Here is a 22,611-nt window from a genome sequence, read left to right on the forward strand (position 1 = left end):
TCTGGGGGGTCTTGTGGGCGCGCCCCCCCCCCCGGGGGGGGGCGGCCCCCCCCGCCCCCCCCCCCCCCCCCCCCCCCCCCCCCCCCCCCCCCCCCCCCCCCGCGCAGGGGGGCCGGTGGGTCCGTACGTCAGGCCACCGCATTCTCCGTGACCGTGACGCGGCCCTTGCGGATGGTCGCCAGCCGCGGCGCCCTGCGGGCGATCGCGCTGTCGTGGGTGACCATGATGAAGGTCAGCCCGTGCTCCTTCCACATCGTCTCCAGCACCTCCATGACCTCGTCGCGCATGGACTCGTCGAGGTTGCCGGTCGGCTCGTCGGCGAGCAGCACCTTCGGCCGCTTGACCAGGGCCCGTGCGATCGCCACGCGCTGCTGCTGGCCACCGGACATCTCACCGGGGAGGTGTCCGAGCCGCTCACCGAGTCCGACGGAGTCCAGTGCCTCCGCGGCCCGCCTGCGCCGCTCCGACGCCTTGCCGCCGAGCGGGACGAGCGCCGTTTCGACGTTCTCCTGCGCAGTCAGCGTCGGGATGAGGTTGAAGCTCTGGAAGACGAAGCCGATGTTCTGCGCGCGCACCTTGGTGAGCTTGGCCTCGCTGAGCTTCGCGAGGTCCACACCGTCGAGTTCGACGCTGCCGCTCGTGGGCCGGTCGAGACCGCCGAGCATCTGCAGCAGTGTGGACTTGCCGCCGCCGGTGGGGCCCTGGATGACGAGCCGGCCGCCGTCCTCGATGGTCAGATCGACACCGGCGAGCGCATCGACGGTGGACTTGCCGCGGGTATAGCGCTTGGTGACGTCTCTGAGGGTGTACATGGGTCAACTCCTGCTGGGACAGAGGGGGTGGGACGCCCGGGCGGGCTATTCGACGCGGCGCAGCGCATCCGCGGGACGCAGCCGGGATGCCCGCCAGCCGCCGAAGGCACCCGCGATCAGCCCGCCCGCCACGGCCAGCGCGACGGCGATCAGGATGATGGAGAGGGAGACCGGTGCGGTGAGCGCGATGTCGAGGGACTTGGCCGCGGCCTGCCGGCCGGGTCCTGCCATGCCGGGGCCGCCGAGCATGCCACCACCACCGCCGCCGCCACCCGAGCCTCCGAGCTGCGCGGTGAGCGTGGGGCTGATCGCGGTCACGACGTACGCACCGGCGAGACCGACCGCGATGCCGAGGACACCGCCCATCAGGCCGTTGACGAGGGCCTCACCGACGACCTGGCGGGTGACCCGGCCGCTCTTCCAGCCGAGCGCCTTCAGCGTGCCGAACTCCCGCACCCGGCGGCTGACCGCGGAGGAGGTGAGCAGCCCGGCCACCAGGAAGGCGGCGATGAGGACGGCGATCGACAGCCATTTACCGACGCTGGAGGCCAGGTCGGACGCGGTGGAAAGGGAGCCGGAGACCGTGTCGGCGAGGTCTGCGGAGGTGGTGACCGTCGTGCCCGAGATGTTCTTCTGGATGGCGGACTTGACGTGGTCGATCTGCTGCGAGTCCGCTGCCTTGACGTAGACCGTGGTGACCTTGTTCTTGGAGTCGGCGAGGGTCTGCGCCTGCTTCAGCGGGATGTAGAGGTTGGCGGCCGCGTCGCCGCTGTCCGCCGTCGAGACACCGACGATCTTGTACTTGGTCCCGGAGACGGTCACGGTCTTGCCGACCGCGAGCTTCTTCTCCTTCGCGTACGAGGCGTCGACGACCGCCACCTTCGCGTCGGTCTCGGTGTCCTTGAACGTACGGCCCTTGGTGATCTTCGACGAGGTCAGCGGGCCGAGGTCCTGCTTGGTGACGTCGGTCCCGTACACGGTGTACGAGTTGACGTCGAACGAGGCGCCGCCGCCCCTGACTTCACCCTGCGGCTGCGTGCTGCCGCCCCGGCCGCCGGGTCCGGCCGTGCCACCGGTCCCGTTCTGCTTGAACTCGCCGCGCTTGAACTGGCCGTCCACCTTCAGGACGGTCAGGCTGAGTCCGCCGACGGCGTCCGCGACGCCGTCCTGCTTGCCGACCTTGTCGACGGTGGTGGCGGACAGGGTCTGGAAGCCCTGGACCATGACCCGGTCCGAACTCTGCTTCGCGTCGTCGTCGTTGTCCTTGGCGTCGAACTGGAACCGGGGCCGCTGGGTGCCGGAGCCCGATGCGGCGGCGGCCTTGGTGACCGTCATGTCCGTGCCGAGGCCGTACAGCGATTCCAGGACCTTGTCCTGGGCCTTGCTCATGCCGGAGGAGACCGAACTGACGATGATGACCAGCGCAATACCGAGGGCGAGCCCCGAGGCGACGACCAGCGCCGCCTTTCTGCGGCGGCGCAGCTCGCGCCGGAGATAGGTGAAGAACATGGCGCGAGGCTATGAACCGGTCGTGATGGCGAGTTAAGGCCCGCATGAGATCCCGATGAGAACGGCCACGAACGCCGCAGGGCGGCGGCACCGGAGGGATCCGGGTGCCGCCGCCCTGTGTACGTACGGGACTTCGGGGTGACGAAGTTGCTGCGTGAACCTCCCGCGGGGTCAGGCCGCGGAGTCCGCCTGCCATTCGGCCCAGCTCATGTTCCAGCCGTTGAGGCCGTTGTCGGGCGTGATGGTCTTGTCGGGGGAGTTCTTGACGATGACCACGTCGCCGACCATGGAGTTGTTGTAGAACCAGGCGGCGGGCTGGTTGGCGTCGCCCGCACCCTTCACATCGGCGAGACCGACACAGCCGTGGCTCGTGTTGGCGCTGCCGAAGACCGACGGAGCACCCCAGTAGTTGCCGTGGATGAAGGTGCCCGACTGGGACAGCCGCATGGCGTGCGGCACGTCCTTGATGTCGTACTCGCCCTTGCCGTCGTCGTCGGTGAAGCCGACCGTCGCACCGTTCATCCGGGTCTCCTTGAACTTCTCGGAGATGACCATCTGACCGTTGTACGTCGGGTTGTCGGGGGAACCGGCAGAGATCGGGATCGTCTTGATCGTCTTGCCGTCCTGGGTGACGGTCATGGTGTGCGTCGACGCGTCGACCGTCGAGACCTGGTTGCGGCCGACCTTGAAGGTGACCGTCTTCTGCTGCACACCGAAGACGCCATCCGCGCCCTCGACGCCGTCGAGCGCCAGCTTCAGCGTGACGGTGGAGCCGCCCGTCCAGTACTGCTCGGGGCGCAGGTCGAGACGCTGCGAGTTGAACCAGTGACCGACGACCTGCTGGCCGCTGCTGGACGTCACGGTGATTCCGGCCTGGACGGCCTTCCGGTCCGTGATCGGCTTGTTGAAGTTGATCGAGACCGGCATGCCGACGCCGACCGTGGAGCCGTCCTCGGGGGTGAAGTTCCCGATGAAGCTGTTGGCGGGCGACACGGTGGTGAACGACGCGTTCTCGTGCGCCTCGCGGCCCTTGGTGTCCTGGGCCGTCGCGTTGATCTTGTACGTGGTCGAGCGTTCCAGCTGCGCGTTCGGCTGCCAGCTGGTGCCGTCGGCGGCCAGGGTGCCCGGGACGCCCGCACCGGCCGACGTGGTCATGGTGACCTGGGTCAGCTTGCCCTTGGTGACGGTGACCTTCGCGGCGTTGTTGATGCTGGCGTTGGTCGCGCCGTTCTTCGGCGCGATCGCTATCTGCGCCTGGGACGCGTCCTCGGCCGCCGCCTTGTCGACTGCCGCCGCCTGAGACTTCTTCGAGCTCTCGTCGCTGCCCGAGCTCGCACCTTCGCTGCAGGCAGTGAGCACGAGTACGCCGCCGAGCAGGGCGGACGCGGCCATCAGGCCCTTGCGCCGCTTGCTGTCCGTCATCACACGCTTCTCCATCGTTGCCGAATCCCCCATAACCCCGAGCGGAACCGTCCTGGGACGGATCACATCGATGCCGGAGCCGTCCTGAGACAGGTCCCCATCAATGTTCCAAGAACACCTGGCGAGGGCCCTCCGTTCCACATCCGCCTCAGATGTGGGGAACACCACTCATCGACGCAGCCGTGGCACCTGTGGTTCCCGGGACCGGCACGCACCGGCCCCGGGCCGCCGGCGGGCCGGGGCCGGTGCCTTCATCGCCCGCTACGGCGCAACGTCGTCGTCCCCCTCCTCGCCGTCACGCTCGTCGTCGAGGTCCCAGTCGCCCGGGTCCTCGGGGTCGTAGTCGACGATCTCGCTGCTCCAGGACGCCTGGGCCAGCTCGACCCCCGGCACCTCACCGACGAGATCGAACGGGTCCACGAGGGAGGCGAGGGCCTCAGCCCCGTCCTCCCGTACCGCGGACTCGGCCTGCATGCGTTCCTCGGCGTACTCGCCGTCCGGCTCGCCGTACTCTGCCGCGATGCTCTCCAGTGCGGTGCCGCTGAGGGCTTCCGCGTCGGTGATCTCCAGCACCATGTCCACGCGAAGGCGAACAAAACGTGAGGTCTCAGAAGTGCTCATACGACGGAGCGTAGAGCTACCGGCAGTCACGACTTTCCTGCGACCCGCTGCTTTCATTAGCATCGGCGCACACGGCTAACTCATGGCTGTCACAAGGGGGATCGAATCCGTGGCCATAGCTCGTCGCCCACTCCTGACCGCCACCGCCGCGGGCACACTGCTGTGCGCTCTGTGGTTCGTCCCCTCGGCGAACGCGACGGACGACGCGACCGGTGGCGCGCCGAGCAGACCTGCCGGCGCGAGCACCGAGGACAAGGCGGCCGGGCCGGCACTGGCCGAAACCGGCACCGGGTTCGACACCACTGCGTATCTGATCGGTGGCACCGCCTTCCTGGGGATCGGCGCGGGCTTCGTCACGTACTCCACACGCCGCACCACCGCGTTGTCCTCGATCGCCGGACGGGCCTGAAATTCCGGTCCGTCCGGCGATGAGGAACGAAGCGCGCAGCAGGCCGCGCCACCCGTCCTAGGCCAGCGCCCCGGTCACCGGCTCCACGGCCGCGACCAGCTTCCCGCCCCGCACGAACGCCTCCGCCGCAGCCAGATCGGGCGACAGGAAGCGGTCCGGTCCCGGACCCTCGACGCCCGCCGCCCGCAGCGCCTCGATGGCGGCCAGGGACGCGGGCGCCGGGGTGAGCCCCTGGGCGGCGCGCAGTTCTATGGCGCGGGTCGCCGCGTACAGCTCGACGGCGACGATCCGGCCGAGGTTCTCGACGGCGGTACGGAGCTTGCGCGCCGCCGACCAGCCCATGGAGACGTGGTCCTCCTGCATCGCGGAGGACGGGATCGAGTCCGCCGACGCCGGGACCGCGAGCCGCTTCATCTCGCTGACCAGGGCGGCCTGCGTGTACTGGGCGATCATCAGACCCGAGTCGACACCGGCGTCGTCGGCGAGGAACGGCGGCAGACCGTGCGAGCGGTTCTTGTCCAGCAGCCGGTCCGTGCGGCGCTCGGTGATCGAGCCGAGGTCGGCGGAGACGATCGCCAGGAAGTCGAGCACGTACGCCACCGGGGCGCCGTGGAAGTTGCCGTTGGACTCGACCCGGCCGTCCGGGAGGACGACGGGGTTGTCGACGGCGGAGGCCAGCTCACGGTCGGCGACGATCCCGGCGTACGCGAGGGTGTCGCGCCCGGCGCCGTTGACCTGGGGCGCGCAGCGCACGGAGTAGGCGTCCTGGACACGCGGCGCGTCGTCCTGGTGGTGGCCGGTGAGGCCTGAACCGGCGAGCACCCGCAGCATGTTGTCGGCGCTCGCGCCCTGGCCCGGGTGCGGCCGGATGGCGTGCAGCTCCGGCGCGAGGACCTTGTCCGTGCCGAGCAGCGCCTCCAGGCTGAGCGCGGCGGTGATGTCGGCGGAGGTGTAGAGGCTGCGCAGGTCGGCGAGGGCCATCACGAGCATGCCGAGCATGCCGTCCGTGCCGTTGAGGAGGGCGAGGCCCTCCTTCTCGCGCAGTTCGACGGGGGTGATGCCGTGCGCGGCGAGCAGCTCGCCGGCCGGGCGCACGATGCCGTCGGGGCCCTCTGCGTCGCCCTCGCCCATCAGCGTCAGGGCGCAGTGCGAGAGCGGCGCCAGGTCGCCGGAGCAGCCGAGCGAGCCGTACTCGTGCACGACGGGGGTGATGCCGGCGTTCAGTACGTCGGCCATGGTCTGCGCGACCTCGGGGCGTACACCGGTGCGGCCCGAGCAGACCGTCTTCAGGCGCAGGAACATCAGCGCCCGTACGACCTCGCGCTCGACGCGCGGGCCCATGCCGGCCGCGTGCGAGCGGACGATGTTGCGCTGGAGCTGGGCCCGCAGCTCGGGGCTGATGTGGCGGCTGGCGAGTGCGCCGAAGCCGGTGGAGACGCCGTAGACCGGCTCGGGCTTGGCGGCCAGCGCTTCCACGATCTCGCGGGCGGCGGCAAGCGCGCTCACGGCGGCTGCGGAGAGCTCGACGCGGGCGCCCGCGCGGGCCACGGCGATGACGTCCTCTGCGGTGGTACCGGACGTCCCCACCACGACTGTGTGCATATCCATATTCAGAAGCGTACGGATTGAATCCCTTCATGTCACTAGTGGTCGTACGGTTGACCCCTTACCGGCCCGTTCGAAGACTCCGCCGGACGCCCCCTACGGGACAGCCCTCAGGGCCGGCTCCCGCGCAGCCGCCGGCGGTCGTGGGCGGACTTCGGCGGCGAGTCGGCCAGCCGGATGACCTCGCCGTCGCGCCCCGCCACCACCGGTTTCGCGGAGCGGGCCGCCTTCGCCCGGTACTGGGCCGCGTCCGCCAGACGGAACAGCCGCCGGGCCGAGGTCACCGGCCCGATCGGGTCACCGGTCGACGCAATGCCGCAGGCGACCCCGTCGCCCTGCTCCAACTCGGCAGCCCGGACGCAGAGTTCCGTGGCCACCTCGATCACCTCGTCCGCACCGGGGCCCACCGCCAGCAGGCAGAACTCATCACCGCCGAGCCGGGCGGCGAGGGCGCCGGGCAGCATCGCGCCGCACCGGGACAGCACCGAGCCGAAACGTTCCAGCAGCCGGTCGCCGACCGCGTGGCCCAGGGAGTCGTTGACCCCCTTCAGACCGTTCAGATCGCAGACGACCAGACTGACCACCGTGCCGTCGGCGCGGTGCAGCTCCACCGCCTCGTCGAGCCGCGCGTCGACGGCCCGGCGGTTGGCGAGCCCGGTCAGCGGGTCGGTGAAGGCGAGCTTGCGGACCTCTTCGAGGCGCTCCGTCTGGGAGATACCGGCGGCGACGACGGCGGCCAGCACGGTCGCGAAGTCGGCGTCCTCCCGCCCGAACACCGGCTCCCCCACCGGGCGCGCCACATAGAGCTCGCCCCAGGCCCGCCCGTGCAGGACGATCGGCGCGACCACACAGCAGCCGCGCCGGCGCCGCCGCAGGGCCGCCACGCGCTGATGGCGGTAGACACGCCCGTACCCGTGCGCGCCCGCCACCGCCGAATCGGCTTCGCCGTCCCCGGCGTCGCCGACCGGCCCGTCGGCGGTCTCCACCCAGGCGTCCGGCTCGCCGCCCCCCGCCCACCGCTCATGCAGGAACTCGGTGATCTCCGGGAACTGATGCACCGGATACGTCTCGTCGTCGGGGAACTCCTCCTCCCCCTCGGCCCGTTCACCCGCGTTCACCAGCACCCGCAGCCGCCCCGGCCCCCGCTCCCACACGGAGAGCGCGGCGAAGCTGCCGCCCAACGCCTGGCACGCCCCCAGCGCGGCCGCCCGCCAGGACTCCGGCGGGGTGTGCGCCGCCGCCATTGCCTGTGCAAGCGAAACCACGGCCCGCAGCCGGGCATCATCACCACCCATCGCTACATCTTATGTAGATTTGCGAAGTCTTGATCAGTTTGAGGCATAGAAAGTCCGCACTGCTCGTCGGAGCGGTAACGCACGGTCACTCGCCGGGCCAGTTCGGCTTCCGCTTCTCGTTGAACGCGGCCACGCCCTCCGCCCGGTCCCCGGAGAAGGCCACCGATCGCCAGGCCGCGTCCTCCACTTCCAGACCGGCCCGCAGATCGAGTCCGTGCCCGACCCGCAGCGCACGCTTCGCGGCGCGCAGGCCCACCGGCGAATTGGCGGCGATCCGCCCGGCGAGCGCCAGCGCCTGCGCCCGGTCCTGCCCCGCCTCCACCAGCTCGTCGACCAGTCCCAGCTCCCGCGCCTCGGCCGCCTCCACCCGCCGGGCGGTGAAGACCAGCTCGGCAGCGCGTGCCGCACCGATCCGGCGCGGCAGCAACTGCGTACCGCCACCGCCCGGGATGACACCGACCGAGACCTCGGGCAGGCCCACCACGGCCGTACGGTCGGCGACGATCAGATCGCAGGACAGCGCCAGCTCGAAGCCGCCGCCGAGCGCGAACCCGTGCACGGCGGCGACCGTCGGCATCGGCAGGTCGAGCACGCCGGTGTAGGCGGCGCGGGCGGTGGGCCGCTGACGGACAAGCTCGGCGTCGGTGAACGAGTTCCGCTCCTTGAGATCCGCGCCCACGCAGAAGGCGCGCTCATGGCTGGAGGTGAGGACGGTGACCCGTACGTCCTGGTCGGCGGCGAGCGCGGCGCAGGCGGCGGCGATCGAGCGGGCCATGTCCGTGGACACGGCGTTCATGGCCTTGGGCCGGTCCAGGACCAGTTCGGCGACATGCTCCTGGCCCTCATGGACCCGTACGACGACGAACTCCCCGAACCGCTGCTCGGACGTGACGGTCATGGCTGCACCCCTCCGGTTAACGAGCGTTACCGGAGGATCCTAGGTCTTTCGTTTGGATCGGGCTGGATCAGGGAGCGGCCCGCCGCGGAGCAGCTGATGTCACCGTGGTGCGTGCAGCCGCAAGGCGGAGGAAGGAGCCCACGCGGAGCGAATGAGGTCTCCCCTGCTCGAGCGAAGCCGAGAGCTCGGGGAAGACCGACGACAACGCGGCAGATGTGCGTGCCGGACCCCGCGAGCCCAGCATGATCCGAACGAGAGGCCCTAGGCCGCGCCCCGGACAGGGGCAGGCGTCAGGAGGCGCCTCGTCGCGCCAGCAGCCACGGTTCCACCACGCCGAGTCCGCGCACCGGCCGCTGCCACATCGGCTGCAGCCCGTACCGGTACTTCGGCACGACCAGCGGTTCCACACCCTCCGCGCGCTCCTTCTCGGCGGCCGCGGCCTCCTCCGCCGCCTGCGCCTCGGAGGCCGGGGCATCGCCCGTGCGCGTCAGCTCCTCGGCGAAGGCGCCGTCCACCAGTACGGCGTCCTTCGGCGCTATCGACGTGAGCCGGCTGGCGAGGTTCACCGTCGTACCGAAGACATCGCCCATCCGGGTCGTGACCGTGCCGAACGCGATACCGACCCGCAGAGCGGGCATCGTCTCGTCCTGGGTCATCGCCTCTATCAGGCGCAGCGCGATCTCGGCCGCCGTGCCCGCGTCGTCGGCGGCGAAGAGAACCTCGTCACCGAGGGTCTTGATGAGCCGGCCGCCGTGCGCGGCGACCAAGTCGGCGGAGGTCGTCTCGAACGCCTCGACGAGCTCGCCCAGCTCCTCCTCCTCCAGCCGGCGGGTGAGCCGGGTGAAACCGACCAGGTCCGCGAAGCCGACGGCCAGCCTGCGGTCGACCATCTCGTCGTCGTCCGCGGCCTGCACCACGCGGCCGGTCGCGGCGGCGAGCTGACGCCGCCAGACGTAGATGAGGAACTCCTCCAGCTCCGGCAGGAGCAGCTCCACCAGCGGGTACGTGACCTCGGTGCGGGTCATGCCGGGCTCGGGCGGCTCGGTCAGACCCTCCAGGAAGGAATCGATCTGCCACTCCGCCAGCCGGGCGGTGGTCTGCCCGGTGGACCGGGCGACCTGCACCGCCATCGGCTCGCTGAGCAGCCCGGCCTCGACGAGTCCCGCGAGCCGCCGCAGCGCCAGCACGTCCGCCTCGGTGAGCGCCTTGGCCTGCCCGATGTCGGCGAACCCCATGGCGCGCCAGAACCGGGACGCCAGGTCCATCGAGACTCCGGCGGTACGGGCCGCCTGGAACGGGGTGTAGCGACGCTCCGCGCCCAGGATCAGCTGTTCCAGCCGGATCGCGAGGGGGTCGTCGGTCGGTTCGACCGTGTGATCGACTTCGTGATGCGGTGTCGCGTGGACCGAGGGTTCCGGTGGGGGCTCCGCGCCCGCGCCGGAGGTCGTGTCGTCGACGGTCACCAGCCGCCTCCTGCCCGTTCCCTGCGCACTGCCCTGCCGATCTGTCGGTGGATCGCCTCAACGATACGGCAGATGTGCGCTACCTCACGTCCTTAGGGCATCCCGGTACGGGGTCGGCCGGGGGCAGGGGCCGTGGGGGGTGCTCTCCGGTGGGGGGTTTCCACGGGGGTGGAGGTCCAAGGGCACCCGGGGGACGACGGGGGTCGCGGCCCGGTACGCGGGCGCAGGGCCTGTGAGGGCTTCCACGGGGTGAAGGTCCGAAGGCATCCCGGTACGGGGGCGGCCGGGGGCAGGGGCCGTGGGAGGTGCTCTCCGGTGGGTGGTTTCCACGGGGTGAAGGTCCAAGGGCACCCGGGGGACGACGGGGGTCGCGGCCCGGTACGCGGGCGCAGGGCCTGTGGAGGGCTTCCACGGGACGGACTGAACGCCCGGAGGAACAGCCGGGCGCGAGCCCTGCACGCGGGGCGTACGGCCTGTGAGGGGCTCCTCGGGGCGGGGATCCGAGCGCCCGGGGAAACAAACCGGAGCGCGGGCCGGTGCGCGGGCATACGGCCTGTGGCGGGCTTCCACGGGGCAGGGAACCGAGCGCCCGGGGAACAGCCGGGCAGGAGCCCGGTACGCGGGGTGCAGGGCCTGTGAAGGTTTCCGTCCGGCGGCGGCCTGAGCACCCTGGGGAACAGCCGGGCACGAGCCCGGTACGCGGGGTGCACGGGCTGGGGGGGTTCCGCGGGTGCTGGGCTGGTCGCACCCGGGAAACGTTCAGTGGTGAGGCGGGGGCCCGGCGGGCCCCCGGCGTGGCTCTAGGTGAGGCCGCCTTCCACATCCCGCAGGTGCACGATGTCGCCCGCCGACACCGGTTCCTGCAAGCCGTCGGCCGTGGACAGGATCAGGCGGCCGTCACCGTCGATCGCCACCGCCTCTCCGACGAGCGACCGGTCGCCGGGCAACTGGGCCCGTACCGTCCTGCCCAGCGTCGCGCAGCCCGCCGCGTACGCCGCCTGCAGGCCGCTCCGCGCCGCGTCCCCGCCCGCCGCGCGCCACTCGACGTACCAGTGGTCCAGCGAGCGCAGTACGCCGCGCAGCAGCGTCTCCCGGTCGGTGGAGACCGCGCCGGCCAGGGCGAGCGAGGCTGCTGTCGGGACGGGCAGTTCGGTCGCGCGGAGGGAGACGTTGATGCCGATGCCGATGACGACGCCGTCCCCGGCGCGCTCGGCGAGGATGCCGCCCGCCTTGCGTTCCTCGCCCGCCACGGTGACCAGCAGGTCGTTGGGCCACTTCAGTGCCGTGTCGACGCCCGCGGCCCGCGACAGCCCGGCCGCGGTCGCGACCCCGGCGAGCAGCGGCAGCCAGCCCCACCGGTGGACCGGCACGTCGTCGCCGGGGGTCAGGTAGACGGAGAAGAACAGGCCCGAGCGGGCGGGCGCCGTCCAGGTCCGGTCGAGGCGGCCGCGGCCCGCAGTCTGCTCCTCGGCGACCAGAACCGCGCCCTCGGTGAGCTCCGCCGCTCGCGCCGCGAGGTCCATGTTGGTGGATCCGGTGACGTCCACGACGTCGAGCGAGGTCCACAGCCCGCCCGGCCGCAGCAGCCCGCGGCGCAGCGCGGGGACGTTCAGGGGCGGCCGGTCCAGGTCCGACCAGCGGTTCGGTGACGCATCCGAAGGTGTCATGCAAGCCACCCTAGGTGTGGCAAACGACGCACTGCCGAACGGTATCCGCGCCGATACGCTACGGATCAGTAGCCATACAGAACCTGATCGGCAGCTGCCGGACCGGCCGTCGTCGCGCACGCACCGCGCACGCGGCCTCGCACGCAGCCGCAGAACCCACCAGTCAGTCGTCCCCGTGACCAGGCAGGGAGCCGCCACCCGATGTCCGAGCCGGAAGAGATCGACATCCACACCACCGCGGGCAAGATCGCGGACCTGCAGCGCCGTATCGACGAGGCCACGCACGCCGGTTCCGCACGCGCAGTCGAAAAGCAGCACGCCAAGGGCAAGTTGACCGCCCGCGAGCGGGTGGATCTCCTGCTCGACGAGGGTTCCTTCGTGGAGCTCGACGAGTTCGCCCGGCACCGCTCCACCAACTTCGGCATCGAGAAGAACCGCCCGTACGGAGACGGTGTCGTCACCGGCTACGGCACGGTCGACGGCCGCCCCGTCTGCGTGTACTCGCAGGACTTCACCATCTTCGGCGGGTCGCTGGGTGAGGTCTACGGTGAGAAAATCGTCAAGGTGATGGACTTCGCGCTGAAGACCGGCTGCCCGGTCATCGGCATCAACGACGGCGGCGGCGCCCGTATCCAGGAAGGTGTCGCGGCGCTCGGCCTGTTCGCCGAGATCTTCCGCCGCAACGTGCACGCCTCGGGTGTCGTCCCGCAGATCTCGCTGATCGTCGGACCGTGCGCGGGCGGCGCGGTCTACTCCCCCGCGATCACCGACTTCACGGTCATGGTCGACCAGACCTCGCACATGTTCATCACCGGCCCCGACGTCATCAAGACCGTCACCGGTGAGGACGTCGGCTTCGAGGAGCTGGGCGGAGCCCGTACGCACAACACCACCTCGGGTGTGGCGCACCACGTGGCGGGCGACGAGAAGGACGCCATCGAGTACGTCAAGTCGCTGCTGTCGTACCTCCCGTCGAACAACCTCTCCGAGGCGCCCGCCTTCCCGGAGGAGGCGGATCTCGCGACCACCGACGAGGACCGTGAGCTCGACACCCTCATCCCGGACTCGGCGAACCAGCCGTACGACATGCACACCGCGATCGAGCATGTGCTCGACGACGGCGAGTTCCTGGAGACGCAGGCCCTGTTCGCGCCGAACATCATCACCGGCTTCGGGCGTGTCGAGGGCTACCCCGTCGGCATCGTCGCCAATCAGCCGATGCAGTTCGCGGGCTGCCTGGACATCAACGCGAGCGAGAAGGCCGCACGCTTCGTCCGCACCTGCGACGCCTTCAACGTGCCGGTGCTGACCTTCGTCGACGTCCCCGGCTTCCTGCCCGGTGTGGACCAGGAGTACGGCGGCATCATCCGCCGTGGCGCCAAGCTGATCTACGCCTACGCCGAGGCGACCGTCCCGCTGATCACCGTGATCACCCGCAAGGCGTTCGGCGGCGCGTACGACGTCATGGGCTCCAAGCACCTGGGCGCGGACATCAACGTCGCCTGGCCGACCGCCCAGATCGCCGTGATGGGCGCGCAGGGCGCGGTGAACATCCTGCACCGCCGCACCATCGCGGCCGTCACGGACCCCGACGAGGCGGAGGCGACCCGCGCCGAGCTGATCGCCGACTACGAGGACACGCTGCTCAACCCGTACGTGGCGGCCGAGCGCGGCTACGTCGACGCGGTGATCATGCCGTCCGACACCCGGGCACACGTGGTGAAGGGCCTGCGTCAGCTGCGCACGAAGCGGGAATCACTGCCACCGAAGAAGCACGGCAACATCCCTCTCTAGAAAGGGTCCTGACCATGATCAAGGTCGTACGGGGCAACCCGAACCCGGAGGAGCTGGCTGCCGCGCTGGCGGTTGTCCAGGCGCGCGCCGCGGCGACGGCCGCTGTGTCGTCCGGCGCGCCCGCGCTGCCCGAGCAGTGGTCCGACCCGGGCCGGATCGCCCGGCAGGACCGGCCTCGGCCGGGCCCGCGGGCCTGGGCACGGACGTACTGGCCCGTTTAGCGCTCGGCGGCCCGGCCGTCCGTTCGCGCAGCGTCCTCGAAGGCCTGGACCCCCTGGAATTCGCCTGGTGGGTCCGGGCCTCCGCTGTGTCGCCACGCAGCGATCCGGTCCGTAGGCATCAGGGCGGCTGAGTACCCGTACTCAGGCGCTGCGGCGGCCGCCGCAGCAGGATCGGGACCATGCTGTGGTCCGATCCCGAGAACAAGCCCCCCAAAGAGCTGCGCGACGCCCAGGACATGATGCGGCGCGTGTGGCTGGTGCTTGCGCTCGCCATGGTGGTCGCGATGGTCGTGCTGGGCACACGCTGACGAGGCGCCCTTCGGCATCCGCCCGTCCTGCGGACGCGTGGTCCCCCGCCGCGCCGGGCCCTTCTACGATGGCCGGTATGACTGATCAGCGCCGTCTCGTACTCGCCTCCGCCTCACCCGCCCGCCTCAGCCTGCTGCGCCAGGCCGGGTTCGCGCCGGAGGCGATCGTCAGCGGTGTGGACGAGGACGCGCTGTCCGCCCCCACACCGGCCGAGCTGGCGCTGGTGCTCGCCGAGGCCAAGGCCGCCACCGTGGCCGCTCGCCCCGCGGTCGCGGGTGCCCTGGTCATCGGATGCGACTCGGTCCTTGAACTCGACGGCGAGGCGCTCGGCAAGCCGGCCGACAGCGAGGAGGCCACCGCCCGCTGGAAGTCCATGCGCGGCCGGGCCGGGATCCTGCAGACCGGCCACAGTGTGATCGACACCGCGACCGGCCGCACCGTCTCCGCGACCGCGTCCACCGTCGTCCGTTTCGGCGAACCGACCGACGCCGAGATCGCTGCCTACGTCGCCTCGGGCGAGCCCCTCCATGTCGCGGGCGCCTTCACCCTGGACGGCCGTTCGGCCCCGTTCGTCGACTCCATCGAGGGCGACCACGGCAACGTCATCGGGCTCTCGCTGCCGCTGCTGCGCCGGCTCCTCGGCGAACTGGGACTCTCCGTCACCGACTTGTGGGTCTGATACCCACGAACGGGTTACGCGGGCGCCGGAGCACCCTCTTCGGCGCCCCCACCCTTCTCGTTCGGGCTATCGGTTCCGCTCCCGTTCCCGTAGGCGACCAGCGTGAGCACGATCAGGCCGAGCACGACCATCATGAACACGAACGCGGCCCAGCCGATCAGGCCCACCGTCAGCGCGCCCAGCACCCCGTGCACGACGGCGCAGCTGATCAGGGCGGCCCGGCCGACACGCCCGGGAGCCCGGTCGCGGATGCCGGTCAGCAGCAGGACCAGGCCGCACAGCACCAGGTACAGCCCGGCGACACCGCCCATCACCCACGCCCCGGCGGACATGGCGGCCGGATCCAGCCCGGCGAGTGACATCTCCTGGTTGTCGACGACCGTGGCCATGATGCCGTTGACGAGCACCATTCCCGCGGCCTCCCCGAACAGCACGATCGCGGCCACGAACGCCACCGGTCTGCGCACCACGGCGCTCACCCCTTGTTACCTGTAGTAAGTGCGGTAGCGCGGACCCTACTAACGGGTAATCATTCGGACAAGGGTTCCGACCACGTTCACTCGTCCCACTCGCCCCGATGCCCTCCGCACACACTGTTTACGCACCCCGCTTGTCGCGCCCCTCGTGCGTCGGGCAAAGAAACACTCGCTCGTTAGTAGGTACTCCACAAAGAAACAACGGAAGCCGCCCCTCGATCGAACAGAGACCTGGACCACACCTCGTGGCTACTGTGCGGTCATGAATCCCGGCGTACCGTGGTGCCACAAGGGATTTCGCGCCTCGAGCAAGCCTCGAATCACGCTCCGTGTGGGCAAGCTCACCAATGGGGACGGGTCGTAAGGCCGTGTCGGTAGTCCCTAAACTCAGCTTGTTTCAAGGAGGGAGCCATCGTGCGCAAGGTGCTCATCGCCAACCGTGGCGAAATTGCTGTCCGTGTTGCTCGGGCGTGCCGGGATGCCGGGATCGGGAGCGTGGCGGTCTACGCGGACCCGGACCGGGACGCTCTGCATGTGCGTGCGGCCGACGAGGCATTCGCTCTGGGCGGTGACACCCCGGCCGCCAGTTATCTGGACATGGCGAAGGTGCTGCAGGCGGCCAAGGACTCGGGGGCCGACTCGGTCCACCCGGGTTACGGGTTCCTGTCGGAGAACGCCGAGTTCGCCCAGGCGGTGCTGGACGCGGGACTGACCTGGATCGGTCCGCCTCCGCAGGCGATCCGCGATCTGGGTGACAAGGTCGCCGCGCGGCACATCGCGCAGCGCGCCGGTGCGCCGCTGGTCGCCGGGACCCCGGACCCGGTGTCGGGTTCGGCGGAGGTCGTGGCGTTCGCGAAGGAGCACGGGCTGCCGATCGCGATCAAGGCCGCGTTCGGTGGTGGCGGTCGCGGGCTGAAGGTCGCGCGGACGCTGGAGGAGATCCCGGAGCTGTACGACTCCGCGGTCCGTGAGGCCGTCGCGGCGTTCGGGCGCGGGGAGTGCTTCGTGGAGCGCTACCTCGACAAGCCGCGCCACGTCGAGACCCAGTGCCTGGCCGACTCCCACGGCAACGTGGTGGTCGTCTCCACCCGTGACTGCTCGCTGCAGCGCCGGCACCAGAAGCTGGTCGAGGAGGCCCCGGCGCCCTTCCTTTCCCAGGCGCAGAACGCGGAGCTGTACGCGGCGTCGAAGGCGATCCTGAAGGAGGCCGGGTACGTCGGTGCGGGGACCGTGGAGTTCCTGGTCGGCACGGACGGCACGATCTCGTTCCTGGAGGTCAACACCCGTCTGCAGGTCGAGCACCCGGTGACCGAGGAGGTCACGGGCATCGACCTGGTCCGTGAGATGTTCCGGATCGCGGACGGCGAGAAGCTCGGTTACGACGACCCGGCGGTACGCGGGCACTCGTTCGAGTTCCGGATCAACGGTGAGGACCCGGGCCGCGGATTCCTGCCCGCTCCGGGCACGGTGACCGTGTTCGCCCCGCCGACCGGCCCCGGTGTCCGCCTGGACGCGGGTGTCGAGTCGGGTTCGGTGATCGGTCCGGCGTGGGACTCGCTGCTGGCGAAGCTCATCGTGACCGGCGCCACCCGTGAGCAGGCGTTGCAGCGGGCGGCGCGTGCGCTGGCCGAGTTCAATGTCGAGGGCATGGCCACCGCGATCCCGTTCCACCGCGCGGTCGTCGCCGACCCGGCGTTCACCAGCGCCCCGTTCCGCATCCACACCCGCTGGATCGAGACCGAGTTCGTCAACGAGATCAAGCCCTTCGCCGCCCCCGCCGACATGGAGGCGGACGAAGAGGCCGGCCGCGAGACGGTCGTCGTCGAGGTCGGCGGAAAGCGCCTCGAGGTCTCCCTGCCGTCGTCGCTGGGCATGAGCCTGGCCCGTACCGGACTCGCGGCAGGTGCCAAGCCCAAGCGGCGCGCGGCGAAGAAGAGCGGCTCCGCGGTCTCCGGCGACACCCTCGCGTCCCCGATGCAGGGCACGATCGTCAAGATCGCCGTCGAGGAGGGCCAGGAGGTCCAGGAAGGCGACCTGATCGTCGTCCTGGAGGCCATGAAGATGGAGCAGCCTCTCAACGCACACCGCGCCGGCACGGTGAAGGGACTCGCCGCCGAGGTCGGCAGCTCGGTCTCGTCGGGCGCCGTCATCTGCGAGATCAAGGACTGATCGCGCACGAAGTTCCGGCGAGGCCCCTGCGGAGTCGTACCACCGACTCCGCAGGGGCCTCGGCCGTTCGGCGGCCCGGCAGGAGGAGAGGCCGTCCGGTTGCGCGATGGCATCCTGGACCCGGGGGCGGAAAAAGGGAGGACTGCGCAATGGCGATGAGCACGGCACAGACGCCGGGCCGGCCCATGCGCGCCGACGCGCGCCGCAACTACGACCGGCTGCTCGGCGAAGCCCGTACGGCGTTCGCGGAACACGGCACGGACGCGTCGCTGGAGGACATCGCGCGCCGGGCAGGCGTGGGGATCGGCACGCTGTACCGGCACTTCCCGAACCGGCACGCGCTGATGAGCGCGGTCTTCCAGGAGGCCCTGGGATCACTCCTCACCCGCTCCCACGAGTTGGCTGAGGCGGAGAATCCGTGCGGCGGTCTGGTGGAGTGGCTGGGTGCGATCATCACTCATGCGGGTGAGTACCGAGGGCTGGCGCAGGCGCTCATGTCGACTTCGCGGGACGAGACTTCGGCGCTGTCCGACTGCAATGTGCCGCTGCGCGAAGCGGGGGCGCGGCTACTGGCCCGGGCGCAGACGAGTGGCACGGTACGGGCGGATGTGTCGATCGGTGACTTGATGCAGCTGACGAATGCGATCGCGTTGGCGGCGGAGCAGGCGCCGGAGGACCCGGCGTTGGCGGGCCGCCTGCTGACGCTGACGCTGCAGGGGCTGAAGGGGCCGCGGGCAGCCGGGGGTTGAGGCGGGGCCGAAAGCCGGGGGCTGCGCCCCCGACTCTCGAAGGCCCAAGGGGCTGCCCCGTCATTCCTGGCGGGCGCACGACGACACCTGCGGCATGTCGCCGCGTTGCCGGAACGCCCGCATTCGCCCAGTACGAGGACACCCCTCCGCCTTGCGATGCACCGTATGCGACGCCGCGCGCCGATCCACCAGGGATTACGGGACAGCCCTCAGCGGCGGCGCAGGTCCGCCACGCGGGCTCGGTCGCCCGGGGGCTGGTCCGTCAAGGACGCGGCCGCACTGCGCCGTTGCGAACCGGGTCCACCGTGCGTGCGACGCTGGCCGGGAAGCGGCATGTCCCGGCGCGCCTGGCGGCCCGGAGAGAGGGAGTCCGCCCCGGCGGGGCCCGTCCCCCCACCAGCCACCGCGATCTGTACACCCTGGTCCGCCAGGGCCTGCAGTTCGGTGGCGGCCCGGTCGTCATGGCCCGCGGGTTCGTCCGTCACCAGGCGGGTGATCAGGTCCGTCGGCACCGTCTGGAACATGGTGTCGGAGCCGAGCTTGGTGTGGTCCGCGAGGACCACCACCTCCGAGGCGGCCTGCACCAACGCCCGGTCCACGCTCGCCGAGAGCATGTTGGACGTGGACAGCCCCCGCTCCGCGGTGAGCCCGCTCCCGGACAGGAACGCGCGCGACACCCGCAGGCCCTGGAGCGACTGTTCCGCACCACTGCCCACCAGGGCGTAGTTGGAGCCGCGCAGGGTGCCACCGGTCATCACCACTTCCACCCGGTTGGCATGGGCCAACGCCTGGGCGACCAGCAGTGAGTTGGTGACGACGGTCAGGCCGGGGATCCGCGCGAGCCGACGGGCCAGCTCCTGCGTGGTCGTGCCGGCACCGACGACGATGGCCTCGCCCTCTTCGACGAGGCCCGCGGCCAGGTCGGCGATGGCCGTCTTCTCGGCGGTGGCGAGATGGGATTTCTGCGGAAAGCCGGACTCCCGCGTAAAACCGCCCGGCAGTACCGCACCGCCATGCCGGCGGTCGAGGAGTCCTTCTGCCTCCAGTGCCCGCACGTCCCGCCGTACGGTCACTTCGGAGGTCTGGACGACGCGGGCGAGCTCGCGGAGCGATACTGCCCCGTTGGCGCGCACCATTTCGAGGATCAACTGACGACGTTCTGCAGCGAACACGAAACTGACAGTAACGTGACTGCGCGAGGGTTTTCAGCAGTTTGCGCCGAAAAACAGAAGTTGTACATACAAGGGGCCGCCAAGTGGTATAGGCGGCCCCTTTGTTGTTCCCTACCGACCGGACATCGGCATCCCATCCGCCCGAGTTGCCGGGGGTTGCCAGGGAATGCCGGGTTCTCTAGGCCTCGCCGGCGCGCTTCCGGGTGTGCAACTGACGTGCCACTTCTGCGATCGATCCCGACAGGGACGGGTACACGGTGAAAGCGTTTGCGATCTGTTCCACCGTCAGATTGTTGTCGACCGCGATCGAGATGGGGTGGATCAGCTCGCTGGCCCGCGGTGCGACGACACAGCCGCCGACCACGATGCCGGTGCCGGGCCGGCAAAGGATCTTGACGAAGCCGTCCCGGATGCCCTGCATCTTGGCGCGCGGGTTGCGCAGCAGCGGCAGCTTCACCACGCGCGCGTCGATCGCGCCCGCGTCGACGTCCGCCTGGGTGTAGCCGACGGTGGCGATCTCCGGGTCGGTGAAGACGTTCGAGGAGACCGTCTTCAGGTTCAGCGGGGCGACCGCGTCACCGAGGAAGTGGTACATCGCGATCCGGCCCTGCATCGCGGCGACCGAGGCGAGCGCGAAGATGCCGGTGACGTCACCGGCTGCGTACACGCCGGGGGCGCTGGTACGGGAGACCTTGTCGGTCCAGATGTGGCCGGACTCCTTGAGCCGGACCCCGGCCTCCTCCAGGCCCATCCCGGCGCTGTTCGGGATCGCGCCGACCGCCATCAGACAGTGCGAACCGGTGATCACGCGGCCGTCGGAGAGCGTGACCTCGACCCGGTCGTCGACCCTCTTCGCCGCCTGGGCGCGCGAGCGGGCCATGACGTTCATGCCGCGGCGCCGGAAGACGTCCTCCAGCACGGCGGCCGCGTCCGGGTCCTCGCCGGGCAGCACCCGGTCGCGGGACGAGACGAGGGTGACGCGCGAGCCCAGCGCCTGGTAGGCGCCGGCGAACTCGGCACCGGTGACACCGGAGCCGACCACGATGAGCTCCTCGGGGAGCTCGTCGAGGTCGTAGACCTGGGTCCAGTTCAGGATGCGCTCGCCGTCGGGGAGCGCGTCCGGAATCTCCCGGGGGTGACCGCCGGTCGCGATCAGCACGGCGTCGGCGGTGAGCGTCTCCTCCGTACCGTCGGCCGCGGTCACCACGACCTTGCGGGAGCCGTCGGCGGCCTGGAGGCCATCCAGCCTGCCCCGGCCGCGCATCACGCGTGCACCCGCACGGGTGACGGAGGCGGTGATGTCGTGGGACTGGGCGAGCGCCAGGCGCTTCACGCGTCGGTTGACCTTGCCGAGGTCGACGCCGACCACCCGCGCCGCCTGCTCGATGTGCGGCGTGTCGTCGGCGACGATGATCCCCAACTCCTCGTACGAAGAGTCGAAGGTGGTCATCACCTCTGCCGTCGCGATCAGGGTCTTCGAGGGCACGCAGTCGGTGAGTACCGACGCGCCGCCGAGGCCGTCGCAGTCGACGACGGTCACCTCGGCGCCGAGCTGGGCGCCGACCAGTGCCGCCTCGTACCCGCCGGGTCCGCCGCCGATGATCACGATCCGGGTCACGAAAAGTCCGCCTCGCGTATGTCATCCCGCGGCCGTCTGCCGCCCCGGCCGGGGGTCCGGGGGATCACCCCGGGGGAATGCAGTACGTACTCCATTGTCCCGCACGCGCCAAGATGCTTCGCCCCGGGGCCCTCCATACGGGAGAAGGGCCCCCGTGTGAGCCGTCGGCCGAGCCCTCGGCCCGGTCCGCGACAGGCCCCTTGCCGGGGTCTTCGTCACAGGAATCGCCGCTCGCCGGGCCACCTCCCGTACCCTCGATCACATGTCGCTCTACGCCGCGTACGCCGGCAACCTCGACGCGCGGCTGATGACCCGCCGCGCACCGCATTCCCCGCTGCGCGGCACCGGCTGGCTCAACGGCTGGCGTCTGACCTTCGGCGGGGAGCAGATGGGCTGGGAAGGCGCGCTGGCCACGGTGGTGGAGGCGCCGCGCTCGCAGGTCTTCGTGGCGCTGTACGACCTGGCGCCGATGGACGAGGACTCCATGGACCGGTGGGAGGGTGTCGGCCTCGACATCTACCGGCGGATGCGGGTGCGGGTGCACACCCTGGACGGCGAGGAGCCGGCCTGGATGTACGTGCTTAACGCGTACGAGGGCGGGCTGCCGTCCGCCCGGTATCTGGGCGAGCTGGCGGACGCCGCCGAGTCGGCGGGCGCGCCGCACGACTACGTGATGGAGCTGCGCAAGCGCCCCTGCTGAGCCGCACACTTTTCCCCACGTTTTGTGTGAAAGTACGAAGAGGCGTGTGGAGACTCTCTGCATGGGCATCTACGCGCGTAGGGATTCACCGGTTACGCTCATCCGCGTGAACGCATCTGTTATTCCGGACAACATCCAGGGCGACCCGCACGCCGCCGCTGCCGACGCCGCCGCCCGACTGCGCGAGCTGACCGGCGCCGAGACCCACGACGTCGCGCTCGTGATGGGTTCCGGCTGGGCACCTGCGGGCGACGCGCTCGGCGCGCCGGAGGCCGAGTTCCCGGTGACCGAACTGCCCGGCTTCCCGGCGCCGGCCGTCGAGGGCCACGGCGGCACGATCCGCTCGTACCGGATCGGCGACAAGCGCGCCCTGGTCTTCCTCGGCCGCACACACTTCTACGAGGGCCGTGGCGTAGCCGCCGTCGCGCACGGCGTCCGTACCGCCGTCGCCGCGGGCTGCAAGACCGTCGTGCTGACGAACGGCTGCGGCGGTCTGCGCGAAGGCATGCGCCCCGGACAGCCGGTCCTGATCAGCGACCACATCAACCTGACCGCGGCCTCGCCGATCATCGGCGCCAACTTCGTCGACCTGACCGACCTGTACTCGCCGCGGCTGCGCGCGCTGTGCAAGGAGATCGACGAGACGCTCGAAGAAGGCGTGTACGTGCAGTTCCCCGGCCCGCACTACGAGACTCCGGCCGAGATCAACATGGTGCGGGTCATGGGCGGCGACCTGGTGGGCATGTCGACCGTGCTCGAGGCGATCGCCGCACGGGAGGCCGGGGCGGAGGTCCTGGGCATCTCGCTCGTCACGAATCTGGCTGCCGGGTTGAGCGGGGAGCCGCTCAACCATGAAGAGGTGCTGCAGGCGGGGCGGGACTCGGCCACCCGGATGGGGTCGTTGCTGGCGCGGGTGCTGGACCGCATCTGAGCGGGCGTCGCGCCTGTGCGGGCGGTTTCCCCCTGCCCGCCCCTTCCCGAACTGGGGCTCCGCCCCAGGCCCCGCGCCTCACACGCCGGCGA

General features: G+C 70.7%; 21 protein-coding genes. 9 read left to right on the forward strand and 12 right to left on the reverse strand.

Annotated elements, in window-relative coordinates:
• Positions 1-128 precede the first annotated feature (128 nt).
• The 4 genes from ACIA8E_RS39045 to ACIA8E_RS39060 form a co-directional block, all read right to left on the reverse strand.
• Positions 129-812 carry an ABC transporter ATP-binding protein gene (locus ACIA8E_RS39045; RefSeq protein WP_399306187.1) on the reverse strand — a complete coding sequence of 228 codons (684 nt, stop codon included), beginning with the start codon at positions 810-812 and terminating at the stop codon, positions 129-131.
• A 45-nt stretch (positions 813-857) separates the two neighbouring features.
• Entirely contained in the window at positions 858-2,321 is a 1,464-nt protein-coding gene (locus ACIA8E_RS39050; protein WP_399306190.1) for an ABC transporter permease, read from the reverse strand.
• A 171-nt stretch (positions 2,322-2,492) separates the two neighbouring features.
• A complete protein-coding gene (locus ACIA8E_RS39055) occupies positions 2,493-3,758 on the reverse strand; it encodes an Ig-like domain-containing protein (RefSeq protein ID WP_399306193.1) in 1,266 nt (421 codons plus the stop codon).
• A gap of 246 nt (positions 3,759-4,004) precedes the next feature.
• A complete protein-coding gene (locus ACIA8E_RS39060; protein ID WP_399306196.1) occupies positions 4,005-4,364 on the reverse strand; it encodes a hypothetical protein in 360 nt (119 codons plus the stop codon).
• A gap of 109 nt (positions 4,365-4,473) precedes the next feature.
• On the opposite strand from ACIA8E_RS39060, the gene ACIA8E_RS39065 reads away from it, so the two are divergent.
• Positions 4,474-4,773 carry a hypothetical protein gene (locus tag ACIA8E_RS39065; RefSeq protein ID WP_399306199.1) on the forward strand — a complete coding sequence of 100 codons (300 nt, stop codon included), beginning with the start codon at positions 4,474-4,476 and terminating at the stop codon, positions 4,771-4,773.
• Positions 4,774-4,830: 57 nt separating this feature from the next.
• On the opposite strand, the gene hutH is transcribed toward ACIA8E_RS39065, so the two are convergent.
• From hutH to ACIA8E_RS39090, 5 genes are all read right to left on the reverse strand, one after another.
• On the reverse strand, positions 4,831-6,381 hold the full coding sequence (hutH, locus tag ACIA8E_RS39070) for a histidine ammonia-lyase (RefSeq protein WP_399306202.1): 1,551 nt from the start codon (positions 6,379-6,381) through the stop codon (positions 4,831-4,833).
• A 107-nt stretch (positions 6,382-6,488) separates the two neighbouring features.
• Complete coding sequence (locus ACIA8E_RS39075) at positions 6,489-7,673, reverse strand: diguanylate cyclase domain-containing protein (RefSeq protein WP_399306205.1); 1,185 nt, start codon at positions 7,671-7,673, stop codon at positions 6,489-6,491.
• An 85-nt stretch (positions 7,674-7,758) separates the two neighbouring features.
• The gene (locus ACIA8E_RS39080; RefSeq protein ID WP_399306207.1) at positions 7,759-8,571 is read right to left on the reverse strand and encodes an enoyl-CoA hydratase/isomerase family protein; all 813 of its coding nucleotides are present in this window, start codon (positions 8,569-8,571) and stop codon (positions 7,759-7,761) included.
• A 290-nt stretch (positions 8,572-8,861) separates the two neighbouring features.
• Positions 8,862-10,034, reverse strand: coding sequence for an adenylate/guanylate cyclase domain-containing protein (locus tag ACIA8E_RS39085; protein ID WP_399306210.1), 1,173 nt, complete (start codon positions 10,032-10,034; stop codon positions 8,862-8,864).
• An 800-nt stretch (positions 10,035-10,834) separates the two neighbouring features.
• Positions 10,835-11,701, reverse strand: a complete 867-nt coding sequence (locus tag ACIA8E_RS39090) for a biotin--[acetyl-CoA-carboxylase] ligase (protein ID WP_399306213.1) — start codon at positions 11,699-11,701, stop codon at positions 10,835-10,837.
• A 201-nt stretch (positions 11,702-11,902) separates the two neighbouring features.
• Here ACIA8E_RS39090 and ACIA8E_RS39095 point away from each other — a divergent pair, with 201 nt between their 5' ends.
• The 4 genes from ACIA8E_RS39095 to ACIA8E_RS39110 all read left to right on the forward strand — a co-directional run bounded on the left by ACIA8E_RS39095 (position 11,903) and on the right by ACIA8E_RS39110 (position 14,704).
• Positions 11,903-13,495, forward strand: a complete 1,593-nt coding sequence (locus ACIA8E_RS39095) for an acyl-CoA carboxylase subunit beta (protein WP_399306216.1) — start codon at positions 11,903-11,905, stop codon at positions 13,493-13,495.
• Positions 13,496-13,509: 14 nt separating this feature from the next.
• Positions 13,510-13,716, forward strand: coding sequence for an acyl-CoA carboxylase epsilon subunit (locus ACIA8E_RS39100; protein WP_399306219.1), 207 nt, complete (start codon positions 13,510-13,512; stop codon positions 13,714-13,716).
• A gap of 179 nt (positions 13,717-13,895) precedes the next feature.
• Positions 13,896-14,024, forward strand: a complete 129-nt coding sequence (mmpB, locus tag ACIA8E_RS39105; protein WP_399306222.1) for a morphogenic membrane protein MmpB — start codon at positions 13,896-13,898, stop codon at positions 14,022-14,024.
• Positions 14,025-14,092: 68 nt separating this feature from the next.
• The gene (locus tag ACIA8E_RS39110) at positions 14,093-14,704 is read left to right on the forward strand and encodes a nucleoside triphosphate pyrophosphatase (RefSeq protein WP_313938875.1); all 612 of its coding nucleotides are present in this window, start codon (positions 14,093-14,095) and stop codon (positions 14,702-14,704) included.
• 14 nt (positions 14,705-14,718) lie between these two features.
• On the opposite strand, the gene ACIA8E_RS39115 is transcribed toward ACIA8E_RS39110, so the two are convergent.
• Positions 14,719-15,171, reverse strand: coding sequence for a hypothetical protein (locus ACIA8E_RS39115; RefSeq protein ID WP_399306270.1), 453 nt, complete (start codon positions 15,169-15,171; stop codon positions 14,719-14,721).
• Positions 15,172-15,594: 423 nt separating this feature from the next.
• Between ACIA8E_RS39115 and ACIA8E_RS39120 the strand changes: the two genes are divergently transcribed.
• Both ACIA8E_RS39120 and ACIA8E_RS39125 read left to right on the forward strand, forming a co-directional pair.
• Complete coding sequence (locus tag ACIA8E_RS39120) at positions 15,595-17,349, forward strand: acetyl/propionyl/methylcrotonyl-CoA carboxylase subunit alpha (protein WP_399306226.1); 1,755 nt, start codon at positions 15,595-15,597, stop codon at positions 17,347-17,349.
• A gap of 149 nt (positions 17,350-17,498) precedes the next feature.
• On the forward strand, positions 17,499-18,098 hold the full coding sequence (locus ACIA8E_RS39125) for a TetR/AcrR family transcriptional regulator (protein ID WP_399306228.1): 600 nt from the start codon (positions 17,499-17,501) through the stop codon (positions 18,096-18,098).
• 209 nt (positions 18,099-18,307) lie between these two features.
• Here the strand turns inward: ACIA8E_RS39125 and ACIA8E_RS39130 are convergent, their stop codons facing one another.
• Both ACIA8E_RS39130 and ACIA8E_RS39135 read right to left on the reverse strand, forming a co-directional pair.
• A complete protein-coding gene (locus ACIA8E_RS39130) occupies positions 18,308-19,270 on the reverse strand; it encodes a DeoR/GlpR family DNA-binding transcription regulator (protein ID WP_399306230.1) in 963 nt (320 codons plus the stop codon).
• Between the two features lie 178 nt (positions 19,271-19,448).
• Positions 19,449-20,888, reverse strand: coding sequence for an NAD(P)H-quinone dehydrogenase (locus ACIA8E_RS39135; protein ID WP_399306233.1), 1,440 nt, complete (start codon positions 20,886-20,888; stop codon positions 19,449-19,451).
• A 262-nt stretch (positions 20,889-21,150) separates the two neighbouring features.
• On the opposite strand from ACIA8E_RS39135, the gene ACIA8E_RS39140 reads away from it, so the two are divergent.
• Both ACIA8E_RS39140 and ACIA8E_RS39145 read left to right on the forward strand, forming a co-directional pair.
• Positions 21,151-21,588 carry a gamma-glutamylcyclotransferase gene (locus ACIA8E_RS39140; RefSeq protein WP_030914674.1) on the forward strand — a complete coding sequence of 146 codons (438 nt, stop codon included), beginning with the start codon at positions 21,151-21,153 and terminating at the stop codon, positions 21,586-21,588.
• Positions 21,589-21,694: 106 nt separating this feature from the next.
• A complete protein-coding gene (locus ACIA8E_RS39145; RefSeq protein ID WP_389029756.1) occupies positions 21,695-22,519 on the forward strand; it encodes a purine-nucleoside phosphorylase in 825 nt (274 codons plus the stop codon).
• Positions 22,520-22,611 lie beyond the last annotated feature (92 nt).

The organism is Streptomyces sp. NPDC051664, from assembly GCF_044453545.1.
Classification (GTDB): domain Bacteria; phylum Actinomycetota; class Actinomycetes; order Streptomycetales; family Streptomycetaceae; genus Streptomyces.